Consider the following 24,777-nt stretch of genomic DNA (forward strand, 5'->3'; position numbering starts at 1 on the left):
GCGTCCCGATGAACGAGCGCGAGGTCGTCGTCCGCTGCCGCAACGTGCACAAGCGCTTCGGCGCCCTCGAGGTGCTCAAGGGGGTCGACCTCGACCTGCACAAGGGCGAGGTGATCGTGATCTTCGGCCGGTCCGGGTCGGGCAAGTCGACGCTGCTGCGCTGCGTGAACTTCCTGGAGGACCCCACCGAGGGCACCATCGAGGCCGCCGGCATGACGCTGACCGGCGGCCACCGCACCACCCGCAAGCGGTCCCAGATCCGCCAGCTGCGGCTCAAGGTCGGCATGGTCTTCCAGCAGTTCAACCTGTTCCCCCACATGACCGTGCTCGACAACCTGATGGTCGCCCCCCTGCTGGTGAAGGGCACCGACAAGGCAGAGCTGAGGCAGCGCTCCCTCGACCTGCTCGACTCGGTCGGCCTCGCCGACAAGGCCGACGAGCACCCGATCCGGCTCTCCGGCGGCCAGCAGCAACGCGTCGCCATCGCCAGGGCGCTGGCGATGAGGCCCGAGGTGATGCTGTTCGACGAGCCCACCTCGGCCCTCGACCCCGAGCTCACCGGCGAGGTGCTGTCGGTGATGAAGCGCCTCGCCACGGAGTTCCACATGCCGATGATGGTGGTCACCCACGAGATGGGCTTCGCCCGCGAGGTGAGCGACCGGATGGCCTTCTTCCACGAGGGCAAGATCCTCGAGCAGGGACCGCCCGACCAGATCTTCAACCACACCGAGCACCCCGAGACCCGGGCGTTCCTCGACGCGGTGCTGTAGCCGTCGTACGCCGACCCATGAGCGACCCCGAGCGATCAGCCGAGGGCAGGGTCGTCACGCTCTGCGGCTCGACCAGGTTCGAGGCCGAGTTCGCCGCGGTCAACCGGCGGCTGACGCTGGAGGGCTGCGTGGTGCTCGCCCCCGGCATGTTCAGCCTCCCCGACCTGCCTGGCGACGGGGAGGCCGACGAGGCGGGCCTGCGGGAGCGGCTCGGCCGCGTGCACCTCCAGAAGATCCGGATGGCCGACGAGGTGTTCATCGTGGACCCCGGCGGCTACGTCGGCGAGTCGACCCGGCGGGAGATCGCCTACGCGGAGTCACTCGGCAAGCCGGTGCGCTACCTCAGCCGCGAGCAGGCCCCTCGCGACCACGCCGGCCCGCCGGGGTGACGCCGGCAGCTGGCGCCGTCGTAGCGTGGGGAGATGATGTTCAGCCGAGACCTTCGGGCGTCGGTTGCGCGTGGCGAGGTCAGGCCGGCAACCAGTCGGACAGACAATCGGAGCCCGTCGACGACGCCCCCCGCGGGAGGGGCGGCGCAGCAGGGTCGATTGTCTGTCCGAGCGGTGGCAAGGGCGGGTCAGCAGAACCGTCAGGTAGACCAGCTGCCGGCCCTCCTCGTCCTCCCAGAGCCCGGCGTTCCACCTCTCGTGCTTGCCCAGCTGCTTGGTCGTGGGCTCGGCCGAGACGACGTACGGACGAACCTCAGCCCACCTCTCCGGCGCTTCCTCCCCGTCGAACCACTCGAGCTGGCTGCTGCTGAACATCTCCAGAACGAGGGGAGCCCCAGCGGAGACCCATCCGTCGGCCACGCTGCGCTTCGCCTTGGTGCTCCGTCGGGCGTACCCCCGGCCGTCAGCACCGGTGATCTTGCCCTGCCCCCGATGCTGAGCCAGTTGACGCCTGACGAGGTCGATGCCCATGAGCGCAACAATAGGAGGCAACGGGCCGTCTCAGCCGAAGACCGAGCCCCGCTCCCGCAGCAGCGCGAAGAGCGTCTGCTGGATGGTCTCGCGCACCTGGTCGGTCACGTCGAAGACCAGCATCGGGTCGTCGGCCGCGCCCTCGTCGAGCTCGTCGGTGCGGATCGGCTCGCCGAACTCCATCAGCCACTTCGACGGCAGCGGCACCAGGCCGAGTGGGCCGAGGAGCGGGAAGGTCGGCGTGACGGGGATGTAGGGCACGCCGAGGACCCGTGCCAACACCGACAGGTTGCCGACCATGGGGTAGATCTCCTCGGCACCCACGACCGACAGCGGCACGATGGGTACGCCGGTGCGCATCGCCGCGGAGACGAAGCCGCCCCGGCCGAAGCGCTGCAGTCGGTAGCGCTCGGAGAAGGGCTTGCCGATGCCCTTGAAGCCCTCCGGCCACACGCCGACCAGTTCGCCACTGCGCAGCATCCGCTCGGCGTCCTCGTTGCAGGCCAGCGTGGCGCCGGTCTTGCGCGCCATCGCGCTGACCATCGGGAGCCGGAACACCAGGTCGGCGCCGAGGGGACGCAGGAAGCGGCCGGTCTCGTCGTGGACGACGACCCCGGTCATCATCGCGTCGACCGGGAGCGTCCCGGAGTGGTTGCTGACGATCAGCGCGCCGCCGTCGTCGGGGATGTTGTCGGCGCCGCGCACCTCGATCCGGAACCACTTGTGGGCGATCGGTCGCAGCACCGCCAGCACGAACTGCTCGGTGAACTCCGCGTCGAAGCCATAGTCGTCGACGGTGTAGTCGCCCTCGAGTCGGCGCCGCCACGAGGCCAGCAGCGCGGCCAGCGCGCCCTCCCAGTCGTGGCCCCACAGCTCCAGCGCCGCCGCGCGGATCGCGGCCCACCACTCCTCGACGGGGATGCCCGGGATCGCGCCGCGCTGCTCGGTGGCGACGGGCTCGGGCGGCTCCCCGGGCGCCTCGTCGGCCGGCGACGCCGCCACGGCGTCGGGCTCGGGCTCGGCCTCCGACTGAGGCCCGGCCTCGGGTCCGGGCGGCGTCCGCGACGCGGCGAGGCCGCGGGCCGCCGACGACGGATGCATCGAGCCGCTGCCCCGGCCGGGCCTGCCCCGCGTGCCGATCGGGATGATCTCTGCGTCAGCCACCGGCCACCGCCTCCGCGGGCTCGGAGTGCCGGATGCCGGCGGCGAAGTCGGCGAACGCCTCGGTCGTGGTGTACGCCGGCTCGAAGCCGAGCTCGCTGCGCATCCGGGTGGTGTCCATGCCGCGACCGAAGGTGAGCACCGCCAGCTGCTCGGGCGAGTAGTCGGCCACCCGCGAGGACCGCAGCATCTGCCCGAGCCCGCCCAGCGCCGCACCCGGCATCGGCAGCGACTGCTTGCCGAGCATCCGGATCGCCTGGGAGAGCAGCAGCACACCGTCACCGGCGACGTTGAACGTGCCGGACTGCTCGTGGTTGACGCTGTGCTGCAGCACGGAGAACAGGTCGTCCTGGTGCAGGAACTGCAGCCGAGGGTCGAAGCCCAGGACCCGAGGGATCACCGGCAGCTGGAAGTAGGACGACATCGGGCTGATGACGTCGGGCCCGATGACATTCGCGCAGCGGAGCATGGTGACCCGGACGTCGGGACGGCGCCGGGCGAAGCCCCTGACGTAGCCCTCGATCTCGTAGACGTCCTTGGCGTAGCCCGAGCGCGGCAGCTTCTTGGGGTGCATGTCCTCGGTGAACATGGCGGGGTCGCGCGAGCTGGCGCCGTAGACGGTGCCGGTCGACTTCACGACCAGGTGCTCGAGCCCGGGGGCGCGCTGGCAGGCGGCCAGCAGCTGCATCGTCCCGATGACGTTGAGCTCCTTCATGGTGCCGCGCCCCCCGGCGCTGCCAGGGGTGGCGATGACACTCATGTGGACGACGGTGTCGACGTCCTCCTTGGCGATCACCTTGGCGATCACCGGGTTGCGGATGTCGGCGCGCACGAACGACATCTCGCCGATGTCGCCGCGTGGTGGGACGACGTCGACGCCGATCACCCGGTCGATCGCGGGGTCGGCGGCGGCGTACCGCGCGAAGCGTCGCCCCAGGTCACGGGAGACCCCGGTGACGAGCACGACCCTGCCCATGGGAAACGCTCCGGCCGGCGACTACTTGCCGAGCTTGCGACGCTGGACGCGCGTCTTCTTCAGCAGCTTGCGGTGCTTCTTCTTCGCCATGCGCTTGCGGCGCTTCTTGATGACCGAACCCACGGGGAACCTTTCACGAACTTCACGAACTCACGACGTCGAGCGCGCGAGGCTCGCGCGGACCACGACAGCCTAGCCGCCGGGGTCAGGTGGGCGACAATCGCGCCGTCCGGGCCGGCTCGTCGTCGGGGCCGAGGGGTGGCCGGGTCGTGACGCCGTCAGCCGGCGGAGTAGTAGCTCTTGCGGAGGTACTCGTTGACCTCGTCCTCGGGCACCCGGAAGGAGCGGCCGACGCGGACCGCGGGCAGCTCGCCGGAGTGGACCAGGCGGTAGACCGTCATCTTGGAGACGCGCATCATCGCCGCAACCTCGGCCACGGTCAGGAAGGTCACGCCGGAGACGTCTCCGGACAGGTCCTTGTGCGGGCTGTCAGCCATGGTGCACCGATCCTTCTGCGCGGCACGCCCCCGGCTTCCCCACCGGCGACCAACATGCACGCTGAGGTGAGAATAGAGCCTGCTGTGACTCGTGGGAAGGGAATGACGAAAGATTGACCGAGTTTGCGGCGTGTTGGCTTGAAACTCGTGATGTTGCCGTGACTTTTGGGGCGATTCGCGGTCGTCAGGGCATCGGGTCGAGGCCGTGCAGCGGGAAGGCCTCCTGACGGGTGGCGAAGATCGCCCGGTCCAGCCAGGTGTCGGGATCGTAGCCCTGGGTCCAGTCGCGCCACTGGGGCCGGCGGCCGTCGGTCAGCCGGTGCGGCGCGTGCCGGCCGAGCGTCTCGCGGACGTGCTCACGCCACGACAGCGGGGTGTCCGTCTCGGGGTCGAGCGGCTGCCCGCCCAGGATCGCCAGCAGATGGCTCCAGGCCCGCGGCACCACGTCGACCACGGCGTACCCCCCGCCACCGGTGGCCACCCAACGGCCGCCGGCCGTCTCATGGGCGAGCTCGTGCAGAGCGAGGTACGCCGCGCGCTGGCCGTCGACGCTCAGCATCAGGTGGGCGAGCGGGTCCTCCATGTGGGAGTCGCAGCCGTGCTGGGTCACCAGCACCTCGGGCTGGAACTCGCGCAGCAGCGGCGGCACGACCGCATGGAAGGCCCGCAACCAGCCGGCGTCGGAGGTGCCCGGCGGCAGCGCCAGGTTGACCGCCGAGCCCTGCGCGCCCTTGCCGCCCAGATCGTGCGGGAACCCGGTGCCGGGGAAGAGCATCTGCCCGGTCTCGTGCAGCGAGATCGTCAGCACCCGTGGGTCGTCCCAGAAGATCCGCTCCACCCCGTCGCCGTGGTGCACGTCGACGTCGACGTAGGCGACCCGCTCGGCGCCCTGGTCGAGGAGGTACTGGATGCCGACCGCCACGTCGTTGTAGATGCAGAAGCCGCTGGCGTTGCCGCGCATCGCGTGGTGGAGGCCTCCGGTGATGTTCGCGGCGTGGAGCGACTCGCCGGTCCACACCTGGCGGAACGCCTCCAGGCTGGCGCCCACGACGTGGGACGCCGCCTCGTGCATCCCGAGGAAGACGGGGTTGTCGTCGGTGCCCAGACCGCGGGCCAGGTCGACGTGACCTCGCTGGTTGCCGCAGGCCGTCACCGCCTCGATCAGGGCCGGGTCGTGGACCGTCGCGATCTGGTCGATGGTCGCGATCGGCGCGGGCGCGATGCGCAGCCGGTCGAGGACCCCCAGATCGTCGGCCAGCCGCATGGTCAGGTCGACGCGGACTGGGGCCATCGGATGGTCAGGGCCGAAGTCGTAGTCGGTGAGCGTCTTCTCGAACACCACGGTGGCTGGGCCCTGGCACTCCATGTCCTGAATCTACTCGGGATGTCTGTGGCGGCCCTCACAGCCCTGTCGTACCCTGGGGCGGTGCTCGCTCACCTGACCAGCTGGTGGCCCGCCTGACGGCGGACCACCGATCGAGCACACCCTCATCCCACGGCCGCCTTCGGGCGGCCGTTCGTCGTCGTACGACGTCCGGGTGCCCGCGGCCTCGACCTCAGGAGCACCCGATGACCCTTCTGGACCACCCCACCTCCACCCGGACGCTGTCGCTGCTCAAGCCGACCGGCCACCTGACGCTGGGCAACTACCTCGGCGCGCTGCGCCCGATGGCGCTGGCCCAGCCCGACACCGACGGCATCTACGGCGTCGCCGACCTGCACGCCCTGACCGTGCCGCACGACCCCGGCCGGCTGCGGGGACTGGTCCGGGAGACGATGACCCTGCTGCTGGCGGCCGGCCTCCACGACAGCACGCTGTTCGTCCAGAGCCGGGTGCCGGCGCACGCCGAGCTGGCCTACCTGCTGGAGTGCACGGCCACGACCGGCGAGCTGAACCGGATGATCCAGTTCAAGGAGAAGGGCCGTGGCCGCTCCTCGACCCGGTGCTCGCTGTTCACCTACCCGGCCCTGATGGCCGCCGACATCCTGCTCTACCGGCCGGCCGCGGTGCCGGTGGGCGACGACCAGCGACAGCATCTGGAGCTGACCCGGGACCTGGCGATGCGCTTCAACCGGGACTACGGTCCGGTGTTCGTGGTCCCGGAGATCGCCACCCCGCCGGTGGCCGCCCGGGTCATGGACCTGGCGGATCCCACGCGCAAGATGGGCAAGTCGCACGACGACGGCTCGGGCATCGTCTACCTGCTCGACCCTCCGGACGTCGTACGCCGCAAGGTGCAGCGCGCGGTCACCGACTCCGACACCGGCGTCTCGGCCGTGCGGCGCTCGCCCGAGAAGCCGGGCGTGACCAACCTGCTGGAGATCCTCGAGGCCTGCGCCGGCCCCGGTGCCGCGGCCGGGCTGCCGACGTACGGCGCGCTGAAGTCCGCAGTGACCGACGCCGTCGTGGCGACCCTGGAGCCGGTGCAGCGCCGTCATGCCGAGCTGGCCGGCGACCCCGGGTTCGTGGACGAGGTCTATGCCCGCGGCGCCGCCCGATGTCGCGACCTCACCGAGCCGGTGGTCGCCGCGGCCCGGGGCGCGATGGGGCTCTGATGAGTTGAACATGTTCAAACACGGGTGTAGCGTCGTTCTTGAACACGTTCAAGAAAGGTGTTGTCATGACCTGGATCGCCGCCACCTACCTCGGCTACCTGCTCGTCGCCGTCCCGTTGACCATCTGGGTGGCCCGGGTGCTCTCGACCAACGGCCGGGTGTTCCTCGCCGACGTCTTCGCCGACAAGGACGGGCTGGCCGACGCCGTCAACGCCCTGCTCGTCGTCGGCTTCTACCTGCTCAACGTCGGCTTCGTGCTGCTCTTCCTGCGCACCGGCGCCGAGGTCGCGTCGTTGCGCGAGCTGCTCGAGGTGCTCAGCCGCAAGATCGGCGTCGTGATGGTGGTGCTCGGCGTGCTGCACTTCGCCAACGTCTACGTCTTCAACGCGATCCGCCGCCGCGGCCGCACGGAGGCGCTGCGCACTCCGCCGCTGCCGCCCCAGGGCTACCTGCCGCCGATGCCGGCTCCCCAGCCTCGCTGACGGGCTCCGACGATGGTGCTCACCGTCCTCTTCGACCCCGACTGCCCGCTGTGCTCGGCCTTCCGCACCCGGCTCGCGGCGGAGCCGCAGCTGGTGCCGCTCCGGTTCGTCCCGGCCGGCTCGGCGCAGGCCCGGGCGGAGTTCCCGGCCCTCGACCACGCGCGCACCCTCAAGGAGATCACCGTGGTCGGCGACCGCGGCGAGGTGTGGACGCACGAGCGCGCCTGGGTCGTCTGCCTGTGGGCCACCGTGCGGCACCGGGCGCTGGCCGAGCGGCTCGCCGAGCCGCACCTGATCGGGCTCACCAAGGTGATCGCCAGCGCCGCGGCCGGGCTCCGCGAGCTGCTGCCCCGCTCCTCCGAGGGAGGGAGCGGGGCAGCGCCCTCGCCGTCGGGAGGTGGTTACGCTGACGGCTGTGCCGGACCGCAGTGCGTCGCCCCCTGACTCGCCGACCGGGGGCCTGACCCCCAAGGCCGAGCAGACCCGGACGCAGATCCTCCGCGCCGCGCTCGACCTCTTCCGCGAGTCGGGCTACGACGGCACCACGATGCGCGCGGTGGCCAAGGCGGCCGACGTCTCCCTGGGCAACGCCTACTACTACTTCGCCTCCAAGGAGCACCTGGTCCAGGGCTTCTACGACCAGATCCAGGTCGATCACGCGGCCGCGGCGGAGTCCGCCCTGGCCGCCGAGACCGGCTTCTCCGGCCGACTGCTGGCGGTGCTGGACAGCTGGGTCGACGTGGCCGCGCCCTACCACGAGTTCGCGGGTGCCTTCTTCAAGAACGCCGCGGAGCCGCGCAGCCCGCTCTCGCCCTTCAGCGGCGAGTCGGCCGCGGCGCGAGAGGCGAGCATCGCGCTGCACCGGCGCGCGGTCGAGGGGTCGGACGTGAAGGTCGCCGCCGCGCTGCGTGCCCAGCTGCCGGAGCTGCTCTGGCTGCTGCAGATGGGCGTGGTGCTCTTCTGGGTGCACGACGACAGCCCCGAGCAGCGTCGTACCCACGACCTGGTCCGGCAGATCGTCCCCCTCGTCGACCGGCTGATCCGGCTCACCCGGCTCCCCGGCGCCCGCGGGCTGGCCGAGGACGTGGTGGCGCTGGTCGCCAAGGTGCGTGGCTGAGGTCGTGGAGGTTCCTCCAAACCCCTACGACCCCGCCGCCAGCTCCCGGGAGCGGTCGCGCGCGGCCTCCATGGCCGCCAGGAACGCCGCGCGCACCTTGTGCACCTCGAGCTCGCGCAGCGCGGAGGCGGTGGTGCCGCCGGGCGAGGTGACCTGCTCACGGAGCACCACCGGGTGGGTGCCGGTCTCCCGCAGCATCTTGGCCGACCCGACCACGGTCTGCACGACCAGCTCGGTGGAGGTCGCCCGCGGCAGGCCGAGATGGACGCCGGCCTCGATCATCGACTCCACCACGAAGAAGAGGTACGCCGGCCCGGAGCCGCTGATCGCCGTCACGGCATCCTGCTGCTTCTCGGGGATGCGCAGCACCCGTCCCGTCGAGCCCATCAGCGACTCCGCCTCCTGCAGGTGTGACTCGTCGCAGTGGGAGCCGGGGGAGATCGCGGCCATCCCCTCGTCGACGAGCGCCGGCGTGTTGGGCATCACCCGCACCACGGCCACCCCGGCCGGCACCCGGGCCTCGATGAACGCCGTGGTGATCCCCGCGGCGAGCGACACCACCAGCTGGCCGGGACGCAGCTCCGGTGCGATCTCGTCGAGCACGGCGCCCATGTCCTGTGGCTTGACCACCAGCGCGACCGTGTCGGCCTTGCGGGCCGCCTCGACGTTGGAGACCACCGCGACGCCGTACCTCTCCTCGAGCTCGACGGCGCGGTCCGGCCGCTTCTCCCCGACCAGCAGGTTGTCGACCCGGCGACCGGCGCGGACCAGGCCGGAGAGGAGGGTCTCGCCCATCACACCGGCGCCGATGATCGCGGTCTGACCCGACCCGGGTGCCTCGGACTCGGACTCACTCATGGGGACCTACTTCTTGGAGATCAGGGAACGCAGGAAGAACGTCAGGTTCTGGGGACGCTCGGCCAGCCGCCGCATCAGGTAGCCGTACCACTCCCGACCGTAGGGGATGTAGACCCGCACCGTCTCGCCACTTTCGACCAGCCGGCGCTGCTCCTCGGGCCGGCAGCCGAACAGCATCTGGAACTCGTAGGACCCCTGGGCGCGGCCGTAGCGGCTCACCAGCGACGCGGCGATCTCGATCATCCGCGGGTCGTGGGTGGCGATCATCGGGTAGCCCTGGCCGCCGAGCAGGACCTTGAGACAGCGCACGAACGACCGGTCGACGTCGAGCCGCGACTGGTAGGCGACCGACTCGGGCTCCTGGTAGGCCCCCTTGCACAGCCGCACCCGCGACCCCTCGTAGGCCAGCGCCCGGCAGTCGGCCTCGGTGCGGTGGAGGTAGGCCTGCAGCACCGCGCCGGTCTCGGGGAAGTCCTTGCGCAGCTCGCGCAGGATCCCGAGCGTCGAGTCGGTGGTGGTGTGGTCCTCCATGTCGAGGGTGACGGTGGTGCCGGCGTTGCGCGCCGCGCGGCAGATGGCGCGGGCGTTGTCGAGCGCGATCTCCTCGCCGCTGCGGCCGCCGACCGGCGGCAGTGCCTGGCCGATCGCCGACAGCTTCACCGACACCTCGGCCTTGCGCGCCAGCCCGGCGGCGGCCAGCCCCTCGAGCAGGTCGAGGTACGCCGCGACGCCGGCCTCGGCCTGGGCCAGGTCCTCGACGTCCTCGCCGAGGTGGTCGAGCGTCACGTGCAGGCCATCCGACACCAGGTCGCCGGTGGCGGCGACGGCGGTCTCGGTGGTCTCGCCGGGGACATAGCTGTGCACGATCCCCGCCGAGACCGGCATCGTCTCGACGAGCCTCTTCACCTGTCCGCTTCGGCTGAGCAGCAACAACGGCTCACGCAGCAGTGCCATGGTCCTCCTGTCACTGCGCCTCTCGGCCCCGTGTCCCGCCGGAGACGTCGCGAGACAGGCTACGCGTCCCGTGACCGGCCCGGGGGGTGGGTGTGGTCCTCAGGGAGTACGCCGGCGCAGGGTGGCCGCCCCGAGAGCCAGCCCACCGATCGCGAACACCGCCACGACGGCCAGCTTCTGCCACACCTCGCCGGTGGAGTCGCTGACCATCAGGTGCTGCATCGCGTCGACGGCGTAGGACAGCGGGAGCACGTCGCTGATCTCGCTGAGCACGCTCGGCAGCTGGTCGCGGGGCACCAGCAGCCCGCAGAGCAGCATCTGAGGCACCACGACGGCGGGCATGAACTGCACGGCCTGGAACTCCGTCTGTGCGAACGCCGACACGAACAGTCCCAGCGCGGTCCCGAGGACGGCGTCGACCACCGCCACGACCGACAGCAGCCACACCGGCCCGGTGATGTCCATGCCGAGCAGGCCGACGCTGACGCCGACCGCGATCACCGACTGGAGCGCCGCCATCAGCCCGAAGGCCAAGGCATAGCCGAACAGGAAGTCGAGCTTGCCCATCGGCATCGCCAGCAGCCGCTCGAGGGTGCCGCTGGAGCGCTCGCGCAGCGTGGTCACGCTGGTGACCAGGAACATAATGAAGAACGGGAACATCGCCAGCAGGCTCGGCCCGATCGCGTCGAAGAGCTGGCTCGGTGCGTCCTTGTACATCCACCACAGCAGCGTCATCAGCAGCGTCGGCAGCAGCAGGAGCATCGCCATCGTGCGACGGTCGCGACGCAGCTGCGTCAGCACCCGGCGGGTGACCGCCATCGTGATCCGCGGGTTCATGACCGCCCCTCCTCGTCGCGGCGCGCGTGGCGGCCGGCATGGCGGGCGACCAGCTCGAGGAAGGCCCGCTCGGCGTCGGGGGCGCCGGTGCTCTCCTTGATCTGCTGCGGGGTCCCGTCGGCGATGATCTCGCCCTCGCGCATCAGCAGCAGCCGGTCACAGCGCTCGGCCTCGTCCATCACGTGGCTGGAGACGAACATCGCCGACCCGGCGTCGGCCAGCCGGTGGAACAGCTCCCACAGCTCCTGCCGCAGCACCGGGTCGAGGCCCACGGTCGGCTCGTCGAGCACCACCAGGTCGGGCTCGCCCAGCAGCGCCACCGCCAGGCTGGCGCGGGAGTGCTGGCCGCCGCTGAGCCGGCCCACCACGTGGTCGACGTGGCTGGTCAGGTCGACCGCCTCCACCGCCCGGTCGACCGCGTCGCGGCCGAGCCCGCGGACCCGGGCGAAGAAGACGAGGTTCTCGCGCACCGTGAGGTCGTCGTACACGCTGGCGGCCTGGGTGTGGTAGCCGATCCGGTGCCGCAGCCCCGGACTGCCGGCCTCCTCACCGAAGACCGTGACCGTGCCGCCCTCGATCCGCTGGACGCCGACCAGGCAGCGCATCAGCGTGGTCTTGCCGCATCCGGACGGGCCGAGCAGCCCGGTCACGCCGCCGTCGATGTCGAGGTCGAGCCCGTGCAGCACCGGCAGCGAGCCGCGGGTCACCCGCAGGTCGCGCACCTCCACCACGTTGGTCGTCATGGGATATTCACCATGCGATGAATGCTGCTCCTGTCGACCGCGCGATGCAAGCCGGCAGCCCCCGCCGGCCTGGGTCGTGTGTCCCAGCCGTCGTGGTCCCCGCGGGGCGAGACACACAACCCCCTCCAGGCACGAGCGCGCGAGCCCCGGCCGCTCAGTCGAGGAAGCCCAGGTCGCCGGTGAGGTAGCGCTGCAGCGTGGGGGCGTACGCCGCCACGACGTCGTCGACGGGCATGGAGGCGAGCGGCTCGGCCTCCAGGAGGTAGCGGAGCATGATCAGCCCGACGATCTGGGAGGCGAACAGCGGCATCCGGATGTCGGGATGGTCGATGCCCAGCATCTCCCCCAACGGCTCGATGACCACCGGCAGGAACCCCCGCCCGATCAGCTGCTCCCCCGACGGCTCCAGGATGCTGCGCGCCATGGCGAGGAGCGGCAGCCGGTGCTCGTCGTTGTCCCAGACACCCAGGATCACCCGGAGCATCCGCTCACCGGCACCGTCGGGACCCTCGGCCAGCGCCGGCGCCACGATCACCCGCGGGTCGACCGGGAGCTCCAGGGCGGCCACGAACAGGTCGTCCTTGCTGCCGAAGTAGTGGTGCACCAACGCCGGGTCGACGCCGGCGCCGGCCGCCACGGCCCGCACCGAGGTGCCGGCGAAGCCGCCGGACGCGAACAGCTCGCGGGCCGAGTCGAGGATGGCCGCGCGGGTGTCGGGCGCGCCCGGCCGCCGGCCCCGCTTGGCACCGCGGGACGGTGTCGGGGAGGCACTCATCTGGCCGGCACCCGGAAGTGCGCGCGGGCGAACTCCAGCGACTCGGTCAGGTCGCGCTCGCGCTCCTCGGCGCTCTGGCAGCGCCGGGTGTTGATCTCCACGACGATGTGGCCGGCGAAGCCGCGGTCGGCGAGGTGCCGCAGGAACGCGTCGGCGCCCATCTGGCCGCGGCCGGGCACCAGGTGCTCGTCCTTGGCGGAGCCGGTGCCGTCGGTGAGGTGGACGTGCCGCAGCCGCTCGCCCATCCGGTCGGCCAGGTCGATGACGTCCTCGCGCGCGATGGCGGCGTGGGAGAGGTCGAGGGTGAGGTTGGCGTAGGTCTCCTCCGAGGGGTCCCAGCCGGGGAGGTACATCTCCATGCCCCGGCGGGAGGTGGCCCGCCAGGGGTACATGTTCTCGACGGCGAACGCGATGCCGGTCGACTCCTCCAGCGCCGCGATGCCGTCGACGAACCCGGCGGCGTACTCCTTCTGCCACCGGAACGGCGGGTGGACGACGACCACCTCGGCACCGACCTCGTGCGCCATCTCGGCGGACTTCTCGAGCTTGCCCCACGGGTCGGTGCCCCAGACCCGCTGGGTGAACAGCAGGCAGGGCGAGTGGACCGCGAGCACCGGCATCTCGTGGTGGGCCGACAGCTCCGCCACGGCGGAGATCTGCTGGCTCAGGGTGTCGATGCCGACCATCACCTCGACGCCGTCGTAGCCGAGCCGCGCGGCCCAGGCGAAGGCGTGCGCGGTGGACTCGGGATAGGTCGAGGCGGTGGACAGCGCCACGGCCACGTCGTCGGACCCGCTCAACGCATCACCGTCGACCCGGGCCGAGCACGCTGATCTGGTCGAGCCGCTCGAGGATGACGCCCTCGCGCAGCGCCCACGGACAGATCTCCAGCTCCTCGAGCCCGAAGATGTCCATGCAGGCCTCGGCCACCAGCGCCCCCGGCACCACCTGGTGGGCGCGGCTCTGCGAGACGCCGGGCAGCTTGGCGAGCTCGTCGGTGCTCTTGGTGAGCAGCTCGGGGATCAGCTCGTCGAGCCGGTCGGCGGGGAGCATCCGGGCCACCAGCGGCCCGTCGCCGGAGGGCGCGGCCCCGCAGATCCGCGCCAGCGAGCGGAACGTCTTGGAGGTGGCCACGGCCCGGTCGGGGGCGCCCGCCCGCAAGAGGTGGCCGGCGTCGCGGGCGATCTCGCTCCTGATGTGGCGGCGCAGCCCGCGCCAGCCCTCGTCGTCGAGCGGCTCGCCCGTGAACCACTGACGCGACAGCCGGGCCGCGCCGAGCGGGACCGACCAGGCCACGTCGGGCGCCTCGTCGGAGCCGCCCGCGATCTCGAGCGAGCCGCCACCGATGTCGAAGACCGCGAGCCGGCCGGCGGACCACCCGAACCATCGGCGGACGGCCAGGAAGGTCAGCCGCGCCTCGTCCTCCCCCGACAGCACCGAGATGTCGACGCCGGTGCGCTTCTCGACGGTGGCGAGCACATCGTCGGAGTTGACGGCGTCGCGGACCGCGGAGGTCGCGAAGCCGAGCATCTCCTCGCAGCCCTTGTCCTCGGCGACCACGAGCGCGGAGGCCACGAACGACGAGAGCGCCTCGATGCCGGTCTCGGAGACGGCCCCGTCGGCGTCGAGGTGCTCGGCGAGCCGCAGCGGCTGCTTGTGGGAGAACGCCGGCAGCGGCGCGGCACCGCCGTGCGCGTCGACCACCAGCAGGTGACCGGTGTTCGAGCCGATGTCCAGGACGCCCAGGCGCATGGGGACAAACTACCGCTCACCCCGTCCCCGGGGCCTGCCGTCACGCTCCGCGGACGTGGTCGCGGCACCCTGCGCGCCTGCCAGTAGCGTGGCGCCGTGCCGGAAGTCGACCTGGGGTTCCCCCGCGCGTTCGTGGAGTTCACCGACCCTGCCGACGAGGGGCAGGTGTTCCGCTGCGACCTCACCTGGCTCACGTCGCGGTTCACCTGCATCTTCGGACGCGGCTGTCAGGGCATCTACGCCGACTCCCCCGACACCGGCTGCTGCACCCTCGGCGCGCACTTCTCCGACAAGGACGACGAGAAGCGCGTCGCCGGCTGGGTCGACCGGTTGACCCCCGACCTGTGGCAGCTGCGGCCCGACACCAAGCGGCTGACCCGCAAGGACTGGGTCGAGACCGACGAGGAGGGGGCGCGCAAGACGCTGGCCGTGGAGGTCGACGGCCAGTGGGGGTGCGTGTTCCACAACCGGACCGACTTCGCGCTGGGCGCCGGCTGCGCGCTGCATGCGCTCGCGCTGCGGGAGGGGCGGCATCCCCTGGAGGCCAAGCCCGACGTCTGCTGGCAGCTGCCGATCCGCCGCACCTTCCGGACCGTCGAGCGGCCCGACGACACGTCGTACACCGAGGTGAGCATCGGTGAGTACGACCGCCGGGGCTGGGGCCCGGGGGGCCACGACCTCGACTGGTACTGCTCCGGCAACACCGAGGCGCACGTGGCCGCCGAGCCGCTCTACCTCGGCAGCGCGGCCGAGCTGATCGAGCTGATGGGCCAGCCGGCGTACGACGTCCTGGCCAGGCTGTGCGAGCAGCACCTGCACGCCCGCGGGGTCGCGCGGCATCCCGCCGACCCGCAGGACTCTTGACGTCAAGACAAACGGCACCCCCCTGTCCGCATCGCGTCGGCGGCGAGTCAGAATGACTGACATGCGCCTGGACCATCTGTCGTTCGCCGCGGGACCCGACGGCCTCGCGAGCACCGCGCAGCGCATCGGCGACCTTCTCGGGTGTGAGTTCGTCGACGGCGGGGTGCACCCCCGCTTCGGCACGCGCAACATGACGCTGCCGCTGGGCGGTGGCACCTACCTCGAGATCGTCGAGGTCCTCGACCATCCCGCCTCCGACAAGGCGCCGTTCGGTCAGGCGGTGCGCGCCCGGTCGGCGCTGGGCGGCGGGTGGCTGGCCTGGGTCGTCGCGGTCGACGACATCGCACCGATCGAGGCGCGGCTCGGCCGCGAGGCGGCCCCGGGCAACCGGTTCCGCCCCGACGGCACCGAGCTCACCTGGCGGCAGATCGGTGTCAACGGCCTGATCGCCGACCCACAGCTGCCGTTCTTCGTGCAGTGGCTCATCCCGAGCGAGCTGCACCCCAGCGTCGGCGCCGACCCCGACTACACCCTGCACTGCCTGGAGATCGCCGGCGACCCGCAGCGCGTCAGCGAGTGGCTCGGCGAGGCCGTCGAGGCCCCGCTGGAGGACGTCAAGGTCGAGTGGGTGGCCCCGCACGGCACCCCCGGGCTGCTGGCCGTGCAGGTGCAGACCCCGCGCGGGCTGGTCCGCATCTGACCGGGCGCCCGCCCGGCCCCGACCGCGCATCCCCGGCACTTCCGCGGGGCGCCGTCGCCAGCCCGAACATCTGGCGACACCCCGGCACCTACGAGACCGAGAACCGCGCCTTCGACCCCGACGGTCTGGTCGCCGCGGCGATGCACCAGGTCGCCGACTGGTCCGGGCTCGACGTCGTCGACATCGGCTGCGGCACCGGCTTCCATCTCCCGTGGTTCGCCGAGGCGGCCCGGTCGGTGGTCGGCGTGGAGCCCCATCCCGACCTGCTGCGGCTGGCACAGCGACGGACGCGGCACCTGGAGTCCGTGCGCGTGCTGCAGGGCACGGCGCAGCAGCTGCCGGTGCCCGACGGGTCCGTCGACGTCGCGCACGCCCGGTGGGCCTACTTCTTCGGACCCGGCTGCGAGCCCGGGCTGACCGAGCTCTCACGGGTGATGCGACGCGGCGGGACGGCGTACATCCTCGACAACGACGCCGGCCGCTCGACCTTCGGTGCCTGGTTCCGCCGCGGCTACCCCCACCTGCCGAGCCCCGCCGAGGTGGAGCGCTTCTGGTCGACGCACGGCTGGACCCGCACCCCTGTGCTCACCCGGTGGGCCTTCGGCTCGCGGGCCGACCTGGAGGCCGTGGTCCGGATCGAGCTGCCCGACGCCGTGGCCGAGCAGGTGCTCGGGGTCTACGACGGCACCGAGGTCGACTACGCCGTCAACCTCTGGTGGCGCCACTTCTGAGCCGGCCTCCCGTGGCGGGAGCGGGCACCTAGCGCTCGCTGGAGCCGCGGACGACCAGGGTCGGGCCGAGCAGCACCCCGCCACCGACCCGGCGCGGGACCGACAGCAGGCCCTCCAGGGCCCCGACCACCTCGACGGCCACCTGCTCCAGCGGCTGCCGCACCGAGGTGAGGCCACCGGGGGTGAGCTGGGCGACCTGGGAGTCGTCGAACCCGACGACCGCGACGTCGGCACCCGGTCGCAGCCCCCGGGCCGCCACGGTGTCCAGCACCCCCATCGCCAGGGTGTCGGAGGCGCACACGAAGCCGGTGGGCGCGGCCTCGTCGAGCAGCAGTGCGGCGGCCTCGCGACCCGACGACACGGTGTCCTCCATCCGGCACGCGAGACCGGTCGTCGGCAGCCCGCGTGAGCGCAGCGCCCGGCTCCAGCCGGCGCGCCGGTCCTCACCGATCACGGAGTCCTTGCGCCAGCCCACCCAGGCGATCCGGGTGTGTCCGGCGTCGAGCAGGTGCTCGGTCGCCAGCCGGGTGCCGGCGGCGCCGTCCACGTCGACCCACGGGTGCCGTCGGCCCGCAGGCACACCGTCACCGTCGTCCCACGGCCGGCCGAAGGCCACAAACGGCACGCTGCGCCCCTCGAGCCAGGTGGCCTGGGGGTTGCCGAGGTAGGTGTCGGTGATGACGAAGGCGTCGACGGCGGTGGAGCGCACCAGCTCGCCGTAGCCCGAGACCGGGTCGTCGGCCTCGCCGGCGAAGAGCAGCACGTGGTAGCCCGCCTCGCGCGAGGCCTCGACCAAGGTGTGCACGAACCGGTCCATGGTGGCGTTGGCGGTGCCCTCCTGGGCGGGCGCGAAACGCATCCCGATCAGGTGGGTGGAGCGGGTGCGCAGGTTGCGAGCGGCGCGGTTGGGCCGGTAGCCCAGGTCGCGGATCGCGGCACGCACCCGGTCGAGGGTGTCGGCGCGCAGCAGCTCGGGGTTGTTGACCGCGTTGGAGACGGTCTGACGGGAGACCCCGGCACGCTCGGCCACGTCGGCCAGCGTCGGTGGCGCCGCGGCGTACGCCGTCGGCAACCGGCGGACGGTCCTGCCCATCACGCCCCCTTGATCGTTCCAATTCCAGGATACCGCCGCGCCTCCCTGGCCTGTCGGCGGCGCCGCCTAGCGTGCTGCCATGAGCCGTTCGACGCCCGCCCGGGCCCGCACCCGCGCCTCCTTCCGGTGCACCGAGTGCGGCTGGGAGACCGCCAAGTGGGTCGGTCGGTGCGGCGAGTGCCAGGCCTGGGGCTCGGTGGTGGAGGCGGGCGCCCCCACGGCCCGGGTCTCCGCGGGGCCGGTCACCGCGGCGGCGGTGCCGATCGGGCGGGTCTCGCTCGAGGAGGCGACGTTCCGCTCCAGCGGCGTGCCCGAGCTCGACCGGGTGCTGGGTGGGGGGTTGGTGCCCGGCGCGGCCATCCTGCTGGCCGGCGAGCCCGGCGTCGGCAAGAGCACCCTGTTGCTCGAGGTGGCCGCACAGACCGCCCGGCACGGACGCCGTGCCCTCTATCTCACCGGCGAGGAGTCGGCCGCCCAGGTGCGGCTGCGCGCCGAGCGCACCGACGGGGTCCAGGACGAGCTCTACCTCGCCGCCGAGACCGATCTCGGCGCCGTGCTCACCCACGTCGAGCAGGTCCGTCCCGAGCTCCTCGTGATCGACTCCGTGCAGACCATCGGGGCCTCCGACGTCGACGGCGTGCCCGGTGGCGTGACCCAGGTCAAGGAGGTCGCGGCCGCGCTGGTGCGGGTCGCCAAGACCCGCAACATCACCACCGTGCTGGTCGGTCACGTGACCAAGGACGGCTCGATCGCCGGCCCCCGCGTGCTGGAGCACCTGGTCGACGTGGTGCTCCAGTTCGAGGGCGAGCGCACCTCCCGGTTCCGGATGGTGCGGGCGATGAAGAACCGCTTCGGCCCGGTCGACGAGGTGGGCTGCTTCGACCTCGCCTCCGACGGCATCAACGCGGTCGCCGACCCCACGGGCCTGTTCGTCGAGAACCATCATCAGCGGGTGCCCGGCACCTGCGTGGCCGTGGCGCTCGAGGGCCGGCGGCCGCTGTTGGCCGAGGTGCAGGCGCTGGTCACCCCCACGACCGCCGAGCGGCCGCGGCGCACCACCTCCGGCCTCGACTCCTCGCGCGTGGCGCTGGTGACCGCGGTCCTGCAGCAGCACTGCCGACTCCGCTTCCACACCTCCGACGTGTTCGCCTCGACCGTGGGCGGGGCTCGACTCACCGAGCCGGCCGCCGACCTCGCGACGGCGCTGGCCCTGGCCTCGGCCCACCACGGCGTGGCGCTGCCCGGCGGCGTCGTCGCCATCGGCGAGCTGGGGCTGGCCGGCGAGCTGCGCAAGGTGCGCGACCTGCCGCAGCGGCTCGCGGAGGCCGCCCGCCTCGGCTTCGCGGTGGCCGTGGTGCCCGGGGCGCCCGCGACCGGACCCCGGTCGGCGGGAGCCGCCGGCGTCGACGGCATGCGGGTGATCGAGGTCCCCGACGTCGCCGCCGCGCTGCGGGTGCTGCACCTCACCGACGGATGAGCGCCGTTCGTCGCTCCCCGGCGGCGCGACGGGGGCCTTCTGGGCCAGGATGAGGGCATGGCGCTGCGCAAGAAGCCGGCCGGTCGGGCCCCCGACCTGCCTCCGGAGGTGCTGGCCGACATCACCGACGTCCTCGAGGCGTGCCCGGCGTTCCTCGGGGTGCACCGCGCCGACCTGGCCGGGCTGGCGGCTGCCGCCGAGATCGACTACCTCGCGGCCGCGCGGGAGCCGCTGAGCCCCGCGTTCGTGGTGCTCCGCGGGGCGATCTACCTCCACGACGCCGACGGTCGCAGCGTCGACGTGGTCGCCCAGGGCGAGTACGCCGCGCCGTCGGCCGGCGAACAGCTGGTGCCGGTCGACTCCGCCCTGGTCGTCTGGCTCCCCGAGTCGTCGCGCGACCTGGCCTGGTCGCTCCCGGCCGACGAGCTGCCGCGCCGGCTCACTCAGCCCGACCGCCCGGTCGCCGACCTGCAGCTCGCCGCGGTGCGCACCATCATGCGCTCCCCCGTGCTGACCGCGGAGCCGCACGAGACCTGCCGCGACGTCGCCCGCCGGATGAGCGAGCACGGGGTCTCCAGCGTGCTGCTGCAGGTGGGGGGCGAGGTCGGCATCGTCACCGACCGCGACCTGCGCACCCGACTGGTGGCCGAAGGACGCTCCCCCGACACGCAGGTCAGGGAGATCGCCACCGCGCCCGCGCGCACCATCGACGCCGAGACCTCCGTCTTCGAGGTGCTGGTGGAGATGATCGCGCTGGGGGTCCATCACCTGCCGGTGGTCGACGCCGGGCGGGTCGTCGGCATGGTCAGCTCGGGCGACCTCAACCAGCTCGGCGCGCGCTCGCCGCTCCACGTGCGCGTCGCCGTCGACCGCGCCCAGGACCTCGACGGCGTCGCTGCCGCCCGCGCCGACCTGCCCGACATGGTCGACACCCTGCTGGGCGCCGGGATGGGCGCCTCCGACATCGGACGCGTCGTCGCCACGGTCACCGACCGCATCCAGCGCAAGGTCTTCTCGTTGCTGCGCGCCGAGCTGGGGTCGCCGCCGACGTCGTACGGCTGGGTGGCCTTCGGCAGCCAGGCCCGCCGCGAGCAGACGCTGCTGTCCGACCAGGACCACGGCCTGTGGCTGGCCGACGACGTTACCGACGAAGAGCTCGCCTGGTGGGCGACCTACGCCGACCGGGCGGTCGCCGCCCTCGAGCGGTGCGGCTATCCCCGCTGCCACGGGGAGGTGATGGCCACCAACCCGCACTGGCGACGCACCGTGTCGGGATGGGAGCGAGAGTTCCACTCGCTGATCAGCCGGCCCACCGAGCGACACGTGATGGAGTCCTCGATCGCCTTCGACCTGCGCACCGTCGACGGCGACCTGATGGCGCGTGAGCTGATGCAGCCGATCCTGCCCGCTGCCCGGGCCTCGCAGCTGTTCCTCGGCCACCTGGCTCGCAGCGCGGTCAGCCACCGGCCGCCGCTGGGCTTCCTCGGCCGGTTCGCGGTCAAGCGCTCGGGCGAGCACACCGGATCCTTCGACGTGAAGGCCGGGGCGCTGCTGCCGATCACCGACCTGGCCCGGCTCTCGGCGCTGGCCCGCGGCGGCCCCGAGATCGGCACCGACGCGCGACTGCTCGCCGCCGCCGACGCCGGCCAGATCTCCGAGGAGCTCGCCGACACGCTGCGCGCCGGCTACGAGCTGGCCCTCCGGCTGCGGCTGCAACGCCACGTCGACCTCTGGCGCCGTGGCGAGCCGGCCGACAACTGGCTGGACCCCGACGAGCTGCACGCCGTCGACCGCTCCCGGCTGCGCGAGACGTTCAAGGCCGTGCGCGCCGGTCAGGAGTACCTCGCCCTGCGCTACCAGACCGACATGCTCGGCTGAGGCCGATGAGATCCCTGCGCCGGGCCCCGAGCGACGACCGCTCCTGGCGGGACGTCGCCATGGTGGCGCTCGACTTCGAGACCACCACCGCCGACCCCGACCGCGCCGAGCCACTGTCGGTGGGCTGGGTCGGCCTGGGCGATGGTCGGGTCCGGATGGCCGAGGCGGGCTACACCCTCGTCGACCACCGGGGAGAGGTCCCGGTCGAGTCGATCCGGATCCATCGGCTGGTCCCCGAGGAGCTCCGGGCCGGCGTGCTGCCCGACGAGTTGGGCGACGTGCTCCGCGGGGCGGTCGCCGAGCGGGTGCTGGTGGCGCACGGGGCCTCGCTCGAGCAGCGCCTGCTCGACCGGTGGGGGGTGCCCTACGCGGCCAGCCTCGACACCCTGCGGATCGTGCGCACCCTCGACCGGAGGGCCGGCCGCCCGACGGCCGACGCCCGGCTGCCGGAGGCCGCCCGCCGCTACGGCGTGCCCCGGCTGGCCGCCCACCAGGCCTTCACCGACGCGCTCACCACGGCGCTCCTCCTGGTCAGCCTGGCCGGCCGCCTCGAGGCCGACCGCGGTCGCTGCACGATGTCGGACCTGCTGCTCCTCTCCCGCGACTGAGCGTCGACAGAAACGGACGGACGCACCGCTCTCGGTGTCCCCTAGACTGGCGGCGGGCAGGCCTGCGGACCCGCGGGCAGGAAGAGACGGGGACGACGTGGCCACTGATCGCTCAGCCGCGACCTTGCGCCTGCGCGCGACCCTGGCGTCGATCGCCCCGGGCACCGCGCTGCGCGACGGCTTGGAGCGCATCCTGCGCGGCCGCACCGGAGCCTTGCTGGTGCTGGGCTACGACCGCACCGTCGAGGCGATCTCGACCGGCGGCTTCACCCTCGACGTCCCCTTCACCGCCACCGGGCTGCGCGAGCTCGCCAAGATGGACGGCGCGATCATCCTCGACCGCGACCTGACCCGGATCCACCGCGCCGCGGTCCACCTGATGCCCGACCCGACCATCCCGTCGGAGGAGACCGGCACCCGTCACCGCACCGCCGACCGGGTGGCCCGGCAGACCGGCTTCCCCGTCGTGTCGGTGTCCCAGTCGATGCAGATCATCGCCGCCTACGTCGACTCGACGCGGCACGTCCTCGAGGACTCCGGCCAGATCCTGTCCCGCGCCAACCAGGCGCTGGCCACCCTCGAGCGCTACAAGCTGCGCCTCGACGAGGTCGCCAGCACCCTGTCCGCCCTCGAGATCGAGGACCTGGTGACCGCGCGTGACGTGGCCGTGGTCGCCCAGCGGCTGGAGATGGTGAGCCGGATCGCCCGCGAGATCGAGGACTACGTGCTCGAGCTCGGCACCGACGGCCGACTGCTCTCCCTGCAGCTCGAGGAGCTGGTCACCGGCGTCGACGCCGAGCGTGAGCTCGTCGTCCGCGACTACCTCCCGACCGGCCGCCGGCACAAGTCGACCGAGGACATGCTGGCGCGGCTCGAGGCGCTGTCGTCCACCGAGCTGGTCGACCCCGGCGCGGTGGCCCGCGCCCTGTCGCTCAGCGGCGGCGAGCACCTCGACGCGGCGGTCACACCCCGCGGCTACCGCCTGCTGGCGAAGGTGCCCCGGCTGCCCTCGTCGGTGGTCGACCGCCTCGTCGACCACTTCGGCTCCCTGCAGAAGCTGCTCTCGGCCAGCGTCGAGGACCTCCAGGCCGTCGACGGCGTCGGCGAGCTGCGGGCCCGCAGCGTCCGGGAGGGACTGTCCCGGCTGGCGGAGTCCAGCATCCTCGAGCGCTACGTCTGACCCGACCGCGAGGGGTCGCAGGCGGTGCAGCGAGGCGTCGCAGACGGTGGCGTCAGCCGCGGCCGCTGGCCGAGGGCGACGCCGACGCCGAGGCGCCGCCGGTGTTCTTGCCGGAGCTCTTGTTCTTCCCCGAGTCCTGGCCGCCGGACTTGGCGCCCTTGTCCTGCTTCTGCTTCGGCGACGGCGAGGCCGTGATCACCTCGGGCTCCGGCTGGCTCAACCGGAACTGCACGTCCTCGGGCTCGCCGCCCAGCGAGGCCACGGACAGGTGGTACCACCCCGGGAGCGCCCAGTCGGTGAGCCGGCTGCAGGTCTCGTCGGAGCGGCGACCCGACCAGGTCATCCGCACCCAGCTCGCCTTCTCACGCCGCAGCACCAGGTCCTTGGTGGGCACCGCCTTGGGGCACTGCTGGCTGGTCCAGTAGAGGTCCTTGCCCGAGGTGACCTTCAGCGTCAGCGTCTCGGGCGAGGCCTGCCAGGTGCAGGCCGGGCTCACCCGGCTGACCAGGCGGAACCGGAAGGTGACGTCACGGCCGGCCACCGCGTTCTTGACGATCGGCGTGACGTCGACATCGGAGTCCAGGCAGGGGCCGCTGGGGAGCAGGAGAGCGTCCTTCTTCTTCTTGACCTTCTTGCGCTTCTTCGTCTTCTGGTCGGCGGCACTCTGGGCATCGGACGGCGCGGACCCACTCGACTCGCCGGCGGCAGCGGGCTGCACCGCGCCGCCACCACCGCCGGAGCCGTCGGAGAAGCGGGACAACGTCATGCCGAGGCCGACCACCAGCGCGAGGGCCGTGCCGAGCACCAGCATCCGGCGTACCCAGTAGACGCGGGCCGGCAGCGGCCCGCGCGGTCGGGTCACGGCGCTCATGCCGTCACGGTAGTCAGCGGCGGTGCTCGGATCCGGCTGACACTCCGGGCCGCCCACGCCCCGCTGTGCTGCGCCACCTACGATCGTCGGCGATGGAGGACCGCCCCCGCGAGCCCGACGCGCTCGTCGACACCCTGGTTCGGTGGTACGACGGCCACGCACGTGACCTGCCCTGGCGGGCCAGCAGCGCCTCACCCTGGGCCGTGCTGGTCAGCGAGCTGATGCTGCAGCAGACCCCCGTCGCCCGGGTGCTGCCGGTCTACGCCGCCTGGTTGGACCGGTGGCCGACGCCCGCGTCGCTGGCCGCCGAGGCCCCGGGCGAGGCGGTGCGGGCCTGGGGCCGACTGGGCTACCCGCGTCGGGCGCTGCGACTGCACGCCGCCTCGGTCGCGATCACCGAGCGGTACGGCGGTCGGGTGCCGTCCGACGTGGCCGAGCTGCGGGCGCTTCCGGGCGTCGGCGACTACACGGCGGCCGCCGTCGCGGTGTTCGCCTTCGGCCGACGACATGCGGTCCTCGACACCAACGTGCGCCGGGTGCTGGCCCGGCTGGTGCGCGGCGAGGAGCTGCCACCGGCGAGCGTGACCCGCGCCGAGCGCGACCTTGCCGAGCGGCTGCTCCCGCCCGACGAGCCCACCGCCGTCACCTGGTCGATCGCCCTGATGGAGCTCGGGGCGCTGCGCTGTCGCGCGTCCGCCCCCCGATGCGACGACTGCCCGGTGCGGGACCGGTGCGCGTGGCGGGCCGCCGGCTATCCGGCGTACGCCGGCCCGCCGCGGCGCGTCCAGCAGTGGGCCGGCACCGACCGGCAGTGCCGCGGGCGGCTGCTGGCGATCGTCCGCGAGGCCGAAGGGTCGGTGCCCCTCGAGCGGCTGGCGCAGGCCTGGACGGAGGAGGAGCAGCGCGAGCGATGCCTCCGGTCGCTGCTGGACGACGGGCTCCTGGTCACGAGCGGTGACCGGGTCGCGCTGCCCTGA

Annotated in this window: 28 protein-coding genes; 14 read left to right on the forward strand and 14 right to left on the reverse strand. The window is 72.6% G+C overall.

The features are described from left to right. Positions 1-8: 8 nt before the first annotated feature. Together R2740_RS10695 and R2740_RS10700 are read left to right on the forward strand one after the other, a co-directional pair. The gene (locus tag R2740_RS10695; protein ID WP_371302667.1) at positions 9-770 is read left to right on the forward strand and encodes an amino acid ABC transporter ATP-binding protein; all 762 of its coding nucleotides are present in this window, start codon (positions 9-11) and stop codon (positions 768-770) included. Between the two features lie 17 nt (positions 771-787). Then, on the forward strand, positions 788-1,159 hold the full coding sequence (locus tag R2740_RS10700) for a hypothetical protein (protein WP_371302668.1): 372 nt from the start codon (positions 788-790) through the stop codon (positions 1,157-1,159). A 561-nt stretch (positions 1,160-1,720) separates the two neighbouring features. On the opposite strand, the gene R2740_RS10705 is transcribed toward R2740_RS10700, so the two are convergent. From R2740_RS10705 to R2740_RS10725, 5 genes are all read right to left on the reverse strand, one after another. Further along, on the reverse strand, positions 1,721-2,854 hold the full coding sequence (locus tag R2740_RS10705) for a 1-acyl-sn-glycerol-3-phosphate acyltransferase (protein WP_371302669.1): 1,134 nt from the start codon (positions 2,852-2,854) through the stop codon (positions 1,721-1,723). Then, positions 2,847-3,827, reverse strand: coding sequence for an NAD-dependent epimerase/dehydratase family protein (locus R2740_RS10710; protein WP_371302670.1), 981 nt, complete (start codon positions 3,825-3,827; stop codon positions 2,847-2,849). The genes R2740_RS10705 and R2740_RS10710 overlap by 8 nt, the downstream gene beginning before the upstream one ends. 21 nt (positions 3,828-3,848) lie before the next feature. After that, the gene (locus tag R2740_RS10715; protein WP_008356322.1) at positions 3,849-3,950 is read right to left on the reverse strand and encodes a 30S ribosomal protein bS22; all 102 of its coding nucleotides are present in this window, start codon (positions 3,948-3,950) and stop codon (positions 3,849-3,851) included. A gap of 155 nt (positions 3,951-4,105) precedes the next feature. Beyond that, positions 4,106-4,324 carry a helix-turn-helix domain-containing protein gene (locus R2740_RS10720; protein WP_371302671.1) on the reverse strand — a complete coding sequence of 73 codons (219 nt, stop codon included), beginning with the start codon at positions 4,322-4,324 and terminating at the stop codon, positions 4,106-4,108. A 184-nt stretch (positions 4,325-4,508) separates the two neighbouring features. Next, complete coding sequence (locus R2740_RS10725; protein WP_371302672.1) at positions 4,509-5,690, reverse strand: acetoin utilization protein AcuC; 1,182 nt, start codon at positions 5,688-5,690, stop codon at positions 4,509-4,511. Positions 5,691-5,893: 203 nt separating this feature from the next. On the opposite strand from R2740_RS10725, the gene trpS reads away from it, so the two are divergent. The 4 genes from trpS to R2740_RS10745 all read left to right on the forward strand — a co-directional run bounded on the left by trpS (position 5,894) and on the right by R2740_RS10745 (position 8,479). Beyond that, positions 5,894-6,880 (forward strand): tryptophan--tRNA ligase, encoded by a 987-nt coding sequence (gene trpS / locus R2740_RS10730; RefSeq protein ID WP_371302673.1) that lies wholly within the window; start codon positions 5,894-5,896, stop codon positions 6,878-6,880. Between the two features lie 65 nt (positions 6,881-6,945). Beyond that, on the forward strand, positions 6,946-7,362 hold the full coding sequence (locus tag R2740_RS10735; RefSeq protein WP_371302674.1) for a hypothetical protein: 417 nt from the start codon (positions 6,946-6,948) through the stop codon (positions 7,360-7,362). A 12-nt stretch (positions 7,363-7,374) separates the two neighbouring features. Next, positions 7,375-7,806 carry a DCC1-like thiol-disulfide oxidoreductase family protein gene (locus R2740_RS10740; protein WP_371302675.1) on the forward strand — a complete coding sequence of 144 codons (432 nt, stop codon included), beginning with the start codon at positions 7,375-7,377 and terminating at the stop codon, positions 7,804-7,806. Next, positions 7,778-8,479, forward strand: coding sequence for a TetR family transcriptional regulator (locus tag R2740_RS10745; RefSeq protein WP_371302676.1), 702 nt, complete (start codon positions 7,778-7,780; stop codon positions 8,477-8,479). Before R2740_RS10740 ends, R2740_RS10745 begins: the two co-directional genes overlap by 29 nt. Before the next feature lie 24 nt (positions 8,480-8,503). Here R2740_RS10745 and proC read toward each other — a convergent pair whose 3' ends face one another. The 7 genes from proC to R2740_RS10780 all read right to left on the reverse strand — a co-directional run bounded on the left by proC (position 8,504) and on the right by R2740_RS10780 (position 14,398). Next, positions 8,504-9,337 carry a pyrroline-5-carboxylate reductase gene (gene proC / locus R2740_RS10750; RefSeq protein ID WP_371302677.1) on the reverse strand — a complete coding sequence of 278 codons (834 nt, stop codon included), beginning with the start codon at positions 9,335-9,337 and terminating at the stop codon, positions 8,504-8,506. 6 nt (positions 9,338-9,343) lie between these two features. Continuing rightward, the gene (locus tag R2740_RS10755) at positions 9,344-10,285 is read right to left on the reverse strand and encodes a proline dehydrogenase family protein (protein WP_371302946.1); all 942 of its coding nucleotides are present in this window, start codon (positions 10,283-10,285) and stop codon (positions 9,344-9,346) included. A 105-nt stretch (positions 10,286-10,390) separates the two neighbouring features. Then, positions 10,391-11,128: an ABC transporter permease gene (locus R2740_RS10760; RefSeq protein WP_371302678.1), complete on the reverse strand. Its 738-nt coding sequence runs from the start codon at positions 11,126-11,128 to the stop codon at positions 10,391-10,393. Beyond that, positions 11,125-11,871 (reverse strand): ABC transporter ATP-binding protein, encoded by a 747-nt coding sequence (locus R2740_RS10765; RefSeq protein ID WP_371302679.1) that lies wholly within the window; start codon positions 11,869-11,871, stop codon positions 11,125-11,127. Before R2740_RS10765 ends, R2740_RS10760 begins: the two co-directional genes overlap by 4 nt. Positions 11,872-12,025: 154 nt before the next feature. Then, entirely contained in the window at positions 12,026-12,646 is a 621-nt protein-coding gene (locus tag R2740_RS10770) for a TetR family transcriptional regulator (protein ID WP_371302680.1), read from the reverse strand. Beyond that, positions 12,643-13,446 (reverse strand): sugar phosphate isomerase/epimerase family protein, encoded by an 804-nt coding sequence (locus tag R2740_RS10775; RefSeq protein ID WP_371302681.1) that lies wholly within the window; start codon positions 13,444-13,446, stop codon positions 12,643-12,645. The genes R2740_RS10770 and R2740_RS10775 overlap by 4 nt, the downstream gene beginning before the upstream one ends. Before the next feature lie 4 nt (positions 13,447-13,450). After that, positions 13,451-14,398, reverse strand: a complete 948-nt coding sequence (locus R2740_RS10780) for a Ppx/GppA family phosphatase (RefSeq protein WP_371302682.1) — start codon at positions 14,396-14,398, stop codon at positions 13,451-13,453. A 96-nt stretch (positions 14,399-14,494) separates the two neighbouring features. Here R2740_RS10780 and R2740_RS10785 point away from each other — a divergent pair, with 96 nt between their 5' ends. The 3 genes from R2740_RS10785 (at position 14,495) to R2740_RS10795 (ending at position 16,693) form a co-directional block, all read left to right on the forward strand. Continuing rightward, a complete protein-coding gene (locus R2740_RS10785) occupies positions 14,495-15,262 on the forward strand; it encodes a hypothetical protein (RefSeq protein ID WP_371302683.1) in 768 nt (255 codons plus the stop codon). A 61-nt stretch (positions 15,263-15,323) separates the two neighbouring features. Then, positions 15,324-15,962, forward strand: a complete 639-nt coding sequence (locus R2740_RS10790) for a VOC family protein (protein WP_371302684.1) — start codon at positions 15,324-15,326, stop codon at positions 15,960-15,962. A gap of 140 nt (positions 15,963-16,102) precedes the next feature. Then, entirely contained in the window at positions 16,103-16,693 is a 591-nt protein-coding gene (locus R2740_RS10795) for a class I SAM-dependent methyltransferase (protein WP_371302685.1), read from the forward strand. A 28-nt stretch (positions 16,694-16,721) separates the two neighbouring features. Here R2740_RS10795 and R2740_RS10800 read toward each other — a convergent pair whose 3' ends face one another. Then, positions 16,722-17,786 carry a LacI family DNA-binding transcriptional regulator gene (locus tag R2740_RS10800; RefSeq protein WP_371302686.1) on the reverse strand — a complete coding sequence of 355 codons (1,065 nt, stop codon included), beginning with the start codon at positions 17,784-17,786 and terminating at the stop codon, positions 16,722-16,724. A gap of 79 nt (positions 17,787-17,865) precedes the next feature. Here R2740_RS10800 and radA point away from each other — a divergent pair, with 79 nt between their 5' ends. From radA to disA, 4 genes are all read left to right on the forward strand, one after another. Next, positions 17,866-19,263, forward strand: coding sequence for a DNA repair protein RadA (radA, locus tag R2740_RS10805; protein ID WP_371302687.1), 1,398 nt, complete (start codon positions 17,866-17,868; stop codon positions 19,261-19,263). Between the two features lie 57 nt (positions 19,264-19,320). Continuing rightward, positions 19,321-21,141 carry a DUF294 nucleotidyltransferase-like domain-containing protein gene (locus R2740_RS10810; protein WP_371302688.1) on the forward strand — a complete coding sequence of 607 codons (1,821 nt, stop codon included), beginning with the start codon at positions 19,321-19,323 and terminating at the stop codon, positions 21,139-21,141. 5 nt (positions 21,142-21,146) lie between these two features. Beyond that, positions 21,147-21,749: an exonuclease domain-containing protein gene (locus tag R2740_RS10815; RefSeq protein ID WP_371302689.1), complete on the forward strand. Its 603-nt coding sequence runs from the start codon at positions 21,147-21,149 to the stop codon at positions 21,747-21,749. Positions 21,750-21,846: 97 nt separating this feature from the next. Next, on the forward strand, positions 21,847-22,929 hold the full coding sequence (gene disA, locus R2740_RS10820; protein WP_371302690.1) for a DNA integrity scanning diadenylate cyclase DisA: 1,083 nt from the start codon (positions 21,847-21,849) through the stop codon (positions 22,927-22,929). A 52-nt stretch (positions 22,930-22,981) separates the two neighbouring features. Here the strand turns inward: disA and R2740_RS10825 are convergent, their stop codons facing one another. Beyond that, positions 22,982-23,800, reverse strand: a complete 819-nt coding sequence (locus R2740_RS10825) for a hypothetical protein (protein WP_371302691.1) — start codon at positions 23,798-23,800, stop codon at positions 22,982-22,984. Positions 23,801-23,892: 92 nt separating this feature from the next. Between R2740_RS10825 and R2740_RS10830 the strand changes: the two genes are divergently transcribed. Continuing rightward, positions 23,893-24,777 (forward strand): A/G-specific adenine glycosylase, encoded by an 885-nt coding sequence (locus R2740_RS10830; protein WP_371302692.1) that lies wholly within the window; start codon positions 23,893-23,895, stop codon positions 24,775-24,777.

Origin of the sequence: Nocardioides sp., assembly GCF_041393715.1 — a bacterium.
Lineage (GTDB): Bacteria > Actinomycetota > Actinomycetes > Propionibacteriales > Nocardioidaceae > Nocardioides.

What these genes read in the sequence shown, in the direction of transcription:
- R2740_RS10830 (WP_371302692.1), top strand. Translation starts at nt 23,893, where the DNA reads ATGGAGGACCGCCCCCGCGAGCCCGACGCGCTCGTCGACACCCTGGTT.
- R2740_RS10725 (WP_371302672.1), bottom strand. Translation starts at nt 5,690, where the DNA reads ATGGAGTGCCAGGGCCCAGCCACCGTGGTGTTCGAGAAGACGCTCACC.
- R2740_RS10760 (WP_371302678.1), bottom strand. Translation starts at nt 11,128, where the DNA reads ATGAACCCGCGGATCACGATGGCGGTCACCCGCCGGGTGCTGACGCAG.
- proC (WP_371302677.1), bottom strand. Translation starts at nt 9,337, where the DNA reads ATGAGTGAGTCCGAGTCCGAGGCACCCGGGTCGGGTCAGACCGCGATC.
- R2740_RS10770 (WP_371302680.1), bottom strand. Translation starts at nt 12,646, where the DNA reads ATGAGTGCCTCCCCGACACCGTCCCGCGGTGCCAAGCGGGGCCGGCGG.
- R2740_RS10695 (WP_371302667.1), top strand. Translation starts at nt 9, where the DNA reads ATGAACGAGCGCGAGGTCGTCGTCCGCTGCCGCAACGTGCACAAGCGC.
- R2740_RS10740 (WP_371302675.1), top strand. Translation starts at nt 7,375, where the DNA reads ATGGTGCTCACCGTCCTCTTCGACCCCGACTGCCCGCTGTGCTCGGCC.
- R2740_RS10710 (WP_371302670.1), bottom strand. Translation starts at nt 3,827, where the DNA reads ATGGGCAGGGTCGTGCTCGTCACCGGGGTCTCCCGTGACCTGGGGCGA.
- R2740_RS10780 (WP_371302682.1), bottom strand. Translation starts at nt 14,398, where the DNA reads ATGCGCCTGGGCGTCCTGGACATCGGCTCGAACACCGGTCACCTGCTG.
- R2740_RS10720 (WP_371302671.1), bottom strand. Translation starts at nt 4,324, where the DNA reads ATGGCTGACAGCCCGCACAAGGACCTGTCCGGAGACGTCTCCGGCGTG.
- R2740_RS10825 (WP_371302691.1), bottom strand. Translation starts at nt 23,800, where the DNA reads ATGAGCGCCGTGACCCGACCGCGCGGGCCGCTGCCGGCCCGCGTCTAC.
- trpS (WP_371302673.1), top strand. Translation starts at nt 5,894, where the DNA reads ATGACCCTTCTGGACCACCCCACCTCCACCCGGACGCTGTCGCTGCTC.
- R2740_RS10790 (WP_371302684.1), top strand. Translation starts at nt 15,324, where the DNA reads ATGCGCCTGGACCATCTGTCGTTCGCCGCGGGACCCGACGGCCTCGCG.
- R2740_RS10735 (WP_371302674.1), top strand. Translation starts at nt 6,946, where the DNA reads ATGACCTGGATCGCCGCCACCTACCTCGGCTACCTGCTCGTCGCCGTC.
- R2740_RS10765 (WP_371302679.1), bottom strand. Translation starts at nt 11,871, where the DNA reads ATGACGACCAACGTGGTGGAGGTGCGCGACCTGCGGGTGACCCGCGGC.
- R2740_RS10810 (WP_371302688.1), top strand. Translation starts at nt 19,321, where the DNA reads ATGGCGCTGCGCAAGAAGCCGGCCGGTCGGGCCCCCGACCTGCCTCCG.
- R2740_RS10795 (WP_371302685.1), top strand. Translation starts at nt 16,103, where the DNA reads ATGCACCAGGTCGCCGACTGGTCCGGGCTCGACGTCGTCGACATCGGC.
- R2740_RS10815 (WP_371302689.1), top strand. Translation starts at nt 21,147, where the DNA reads ATGAGATCCCTGCGCCGGGCCCCGAGCGACGACCGCTCCTGGCGGGAC.
- R2740_RS10800 (WP_371302686.1), bottom strand. Translation starts at nt 17,786, where the DNA reads ATGGGCAGGACCGTCCGCCGGTTGCCGACGGCGTACGCCGCGGCGCCA.
- R2740_RS10700 (WP_371302668.1), top strand. Translation starts at nt 788, where the DNA reads ATGAGCGACCCCGAGCGATCAGCCGAGGGCAGGGTCGTCACGCTCTGC.
- radA (WP_371302687.1), top strand. Translation starts at nt 17,866, where the DNA reads ATGAGCCGTTCGACGCCCGCCCGGGCCCGCACCCGCGCCTCCTTCCGG.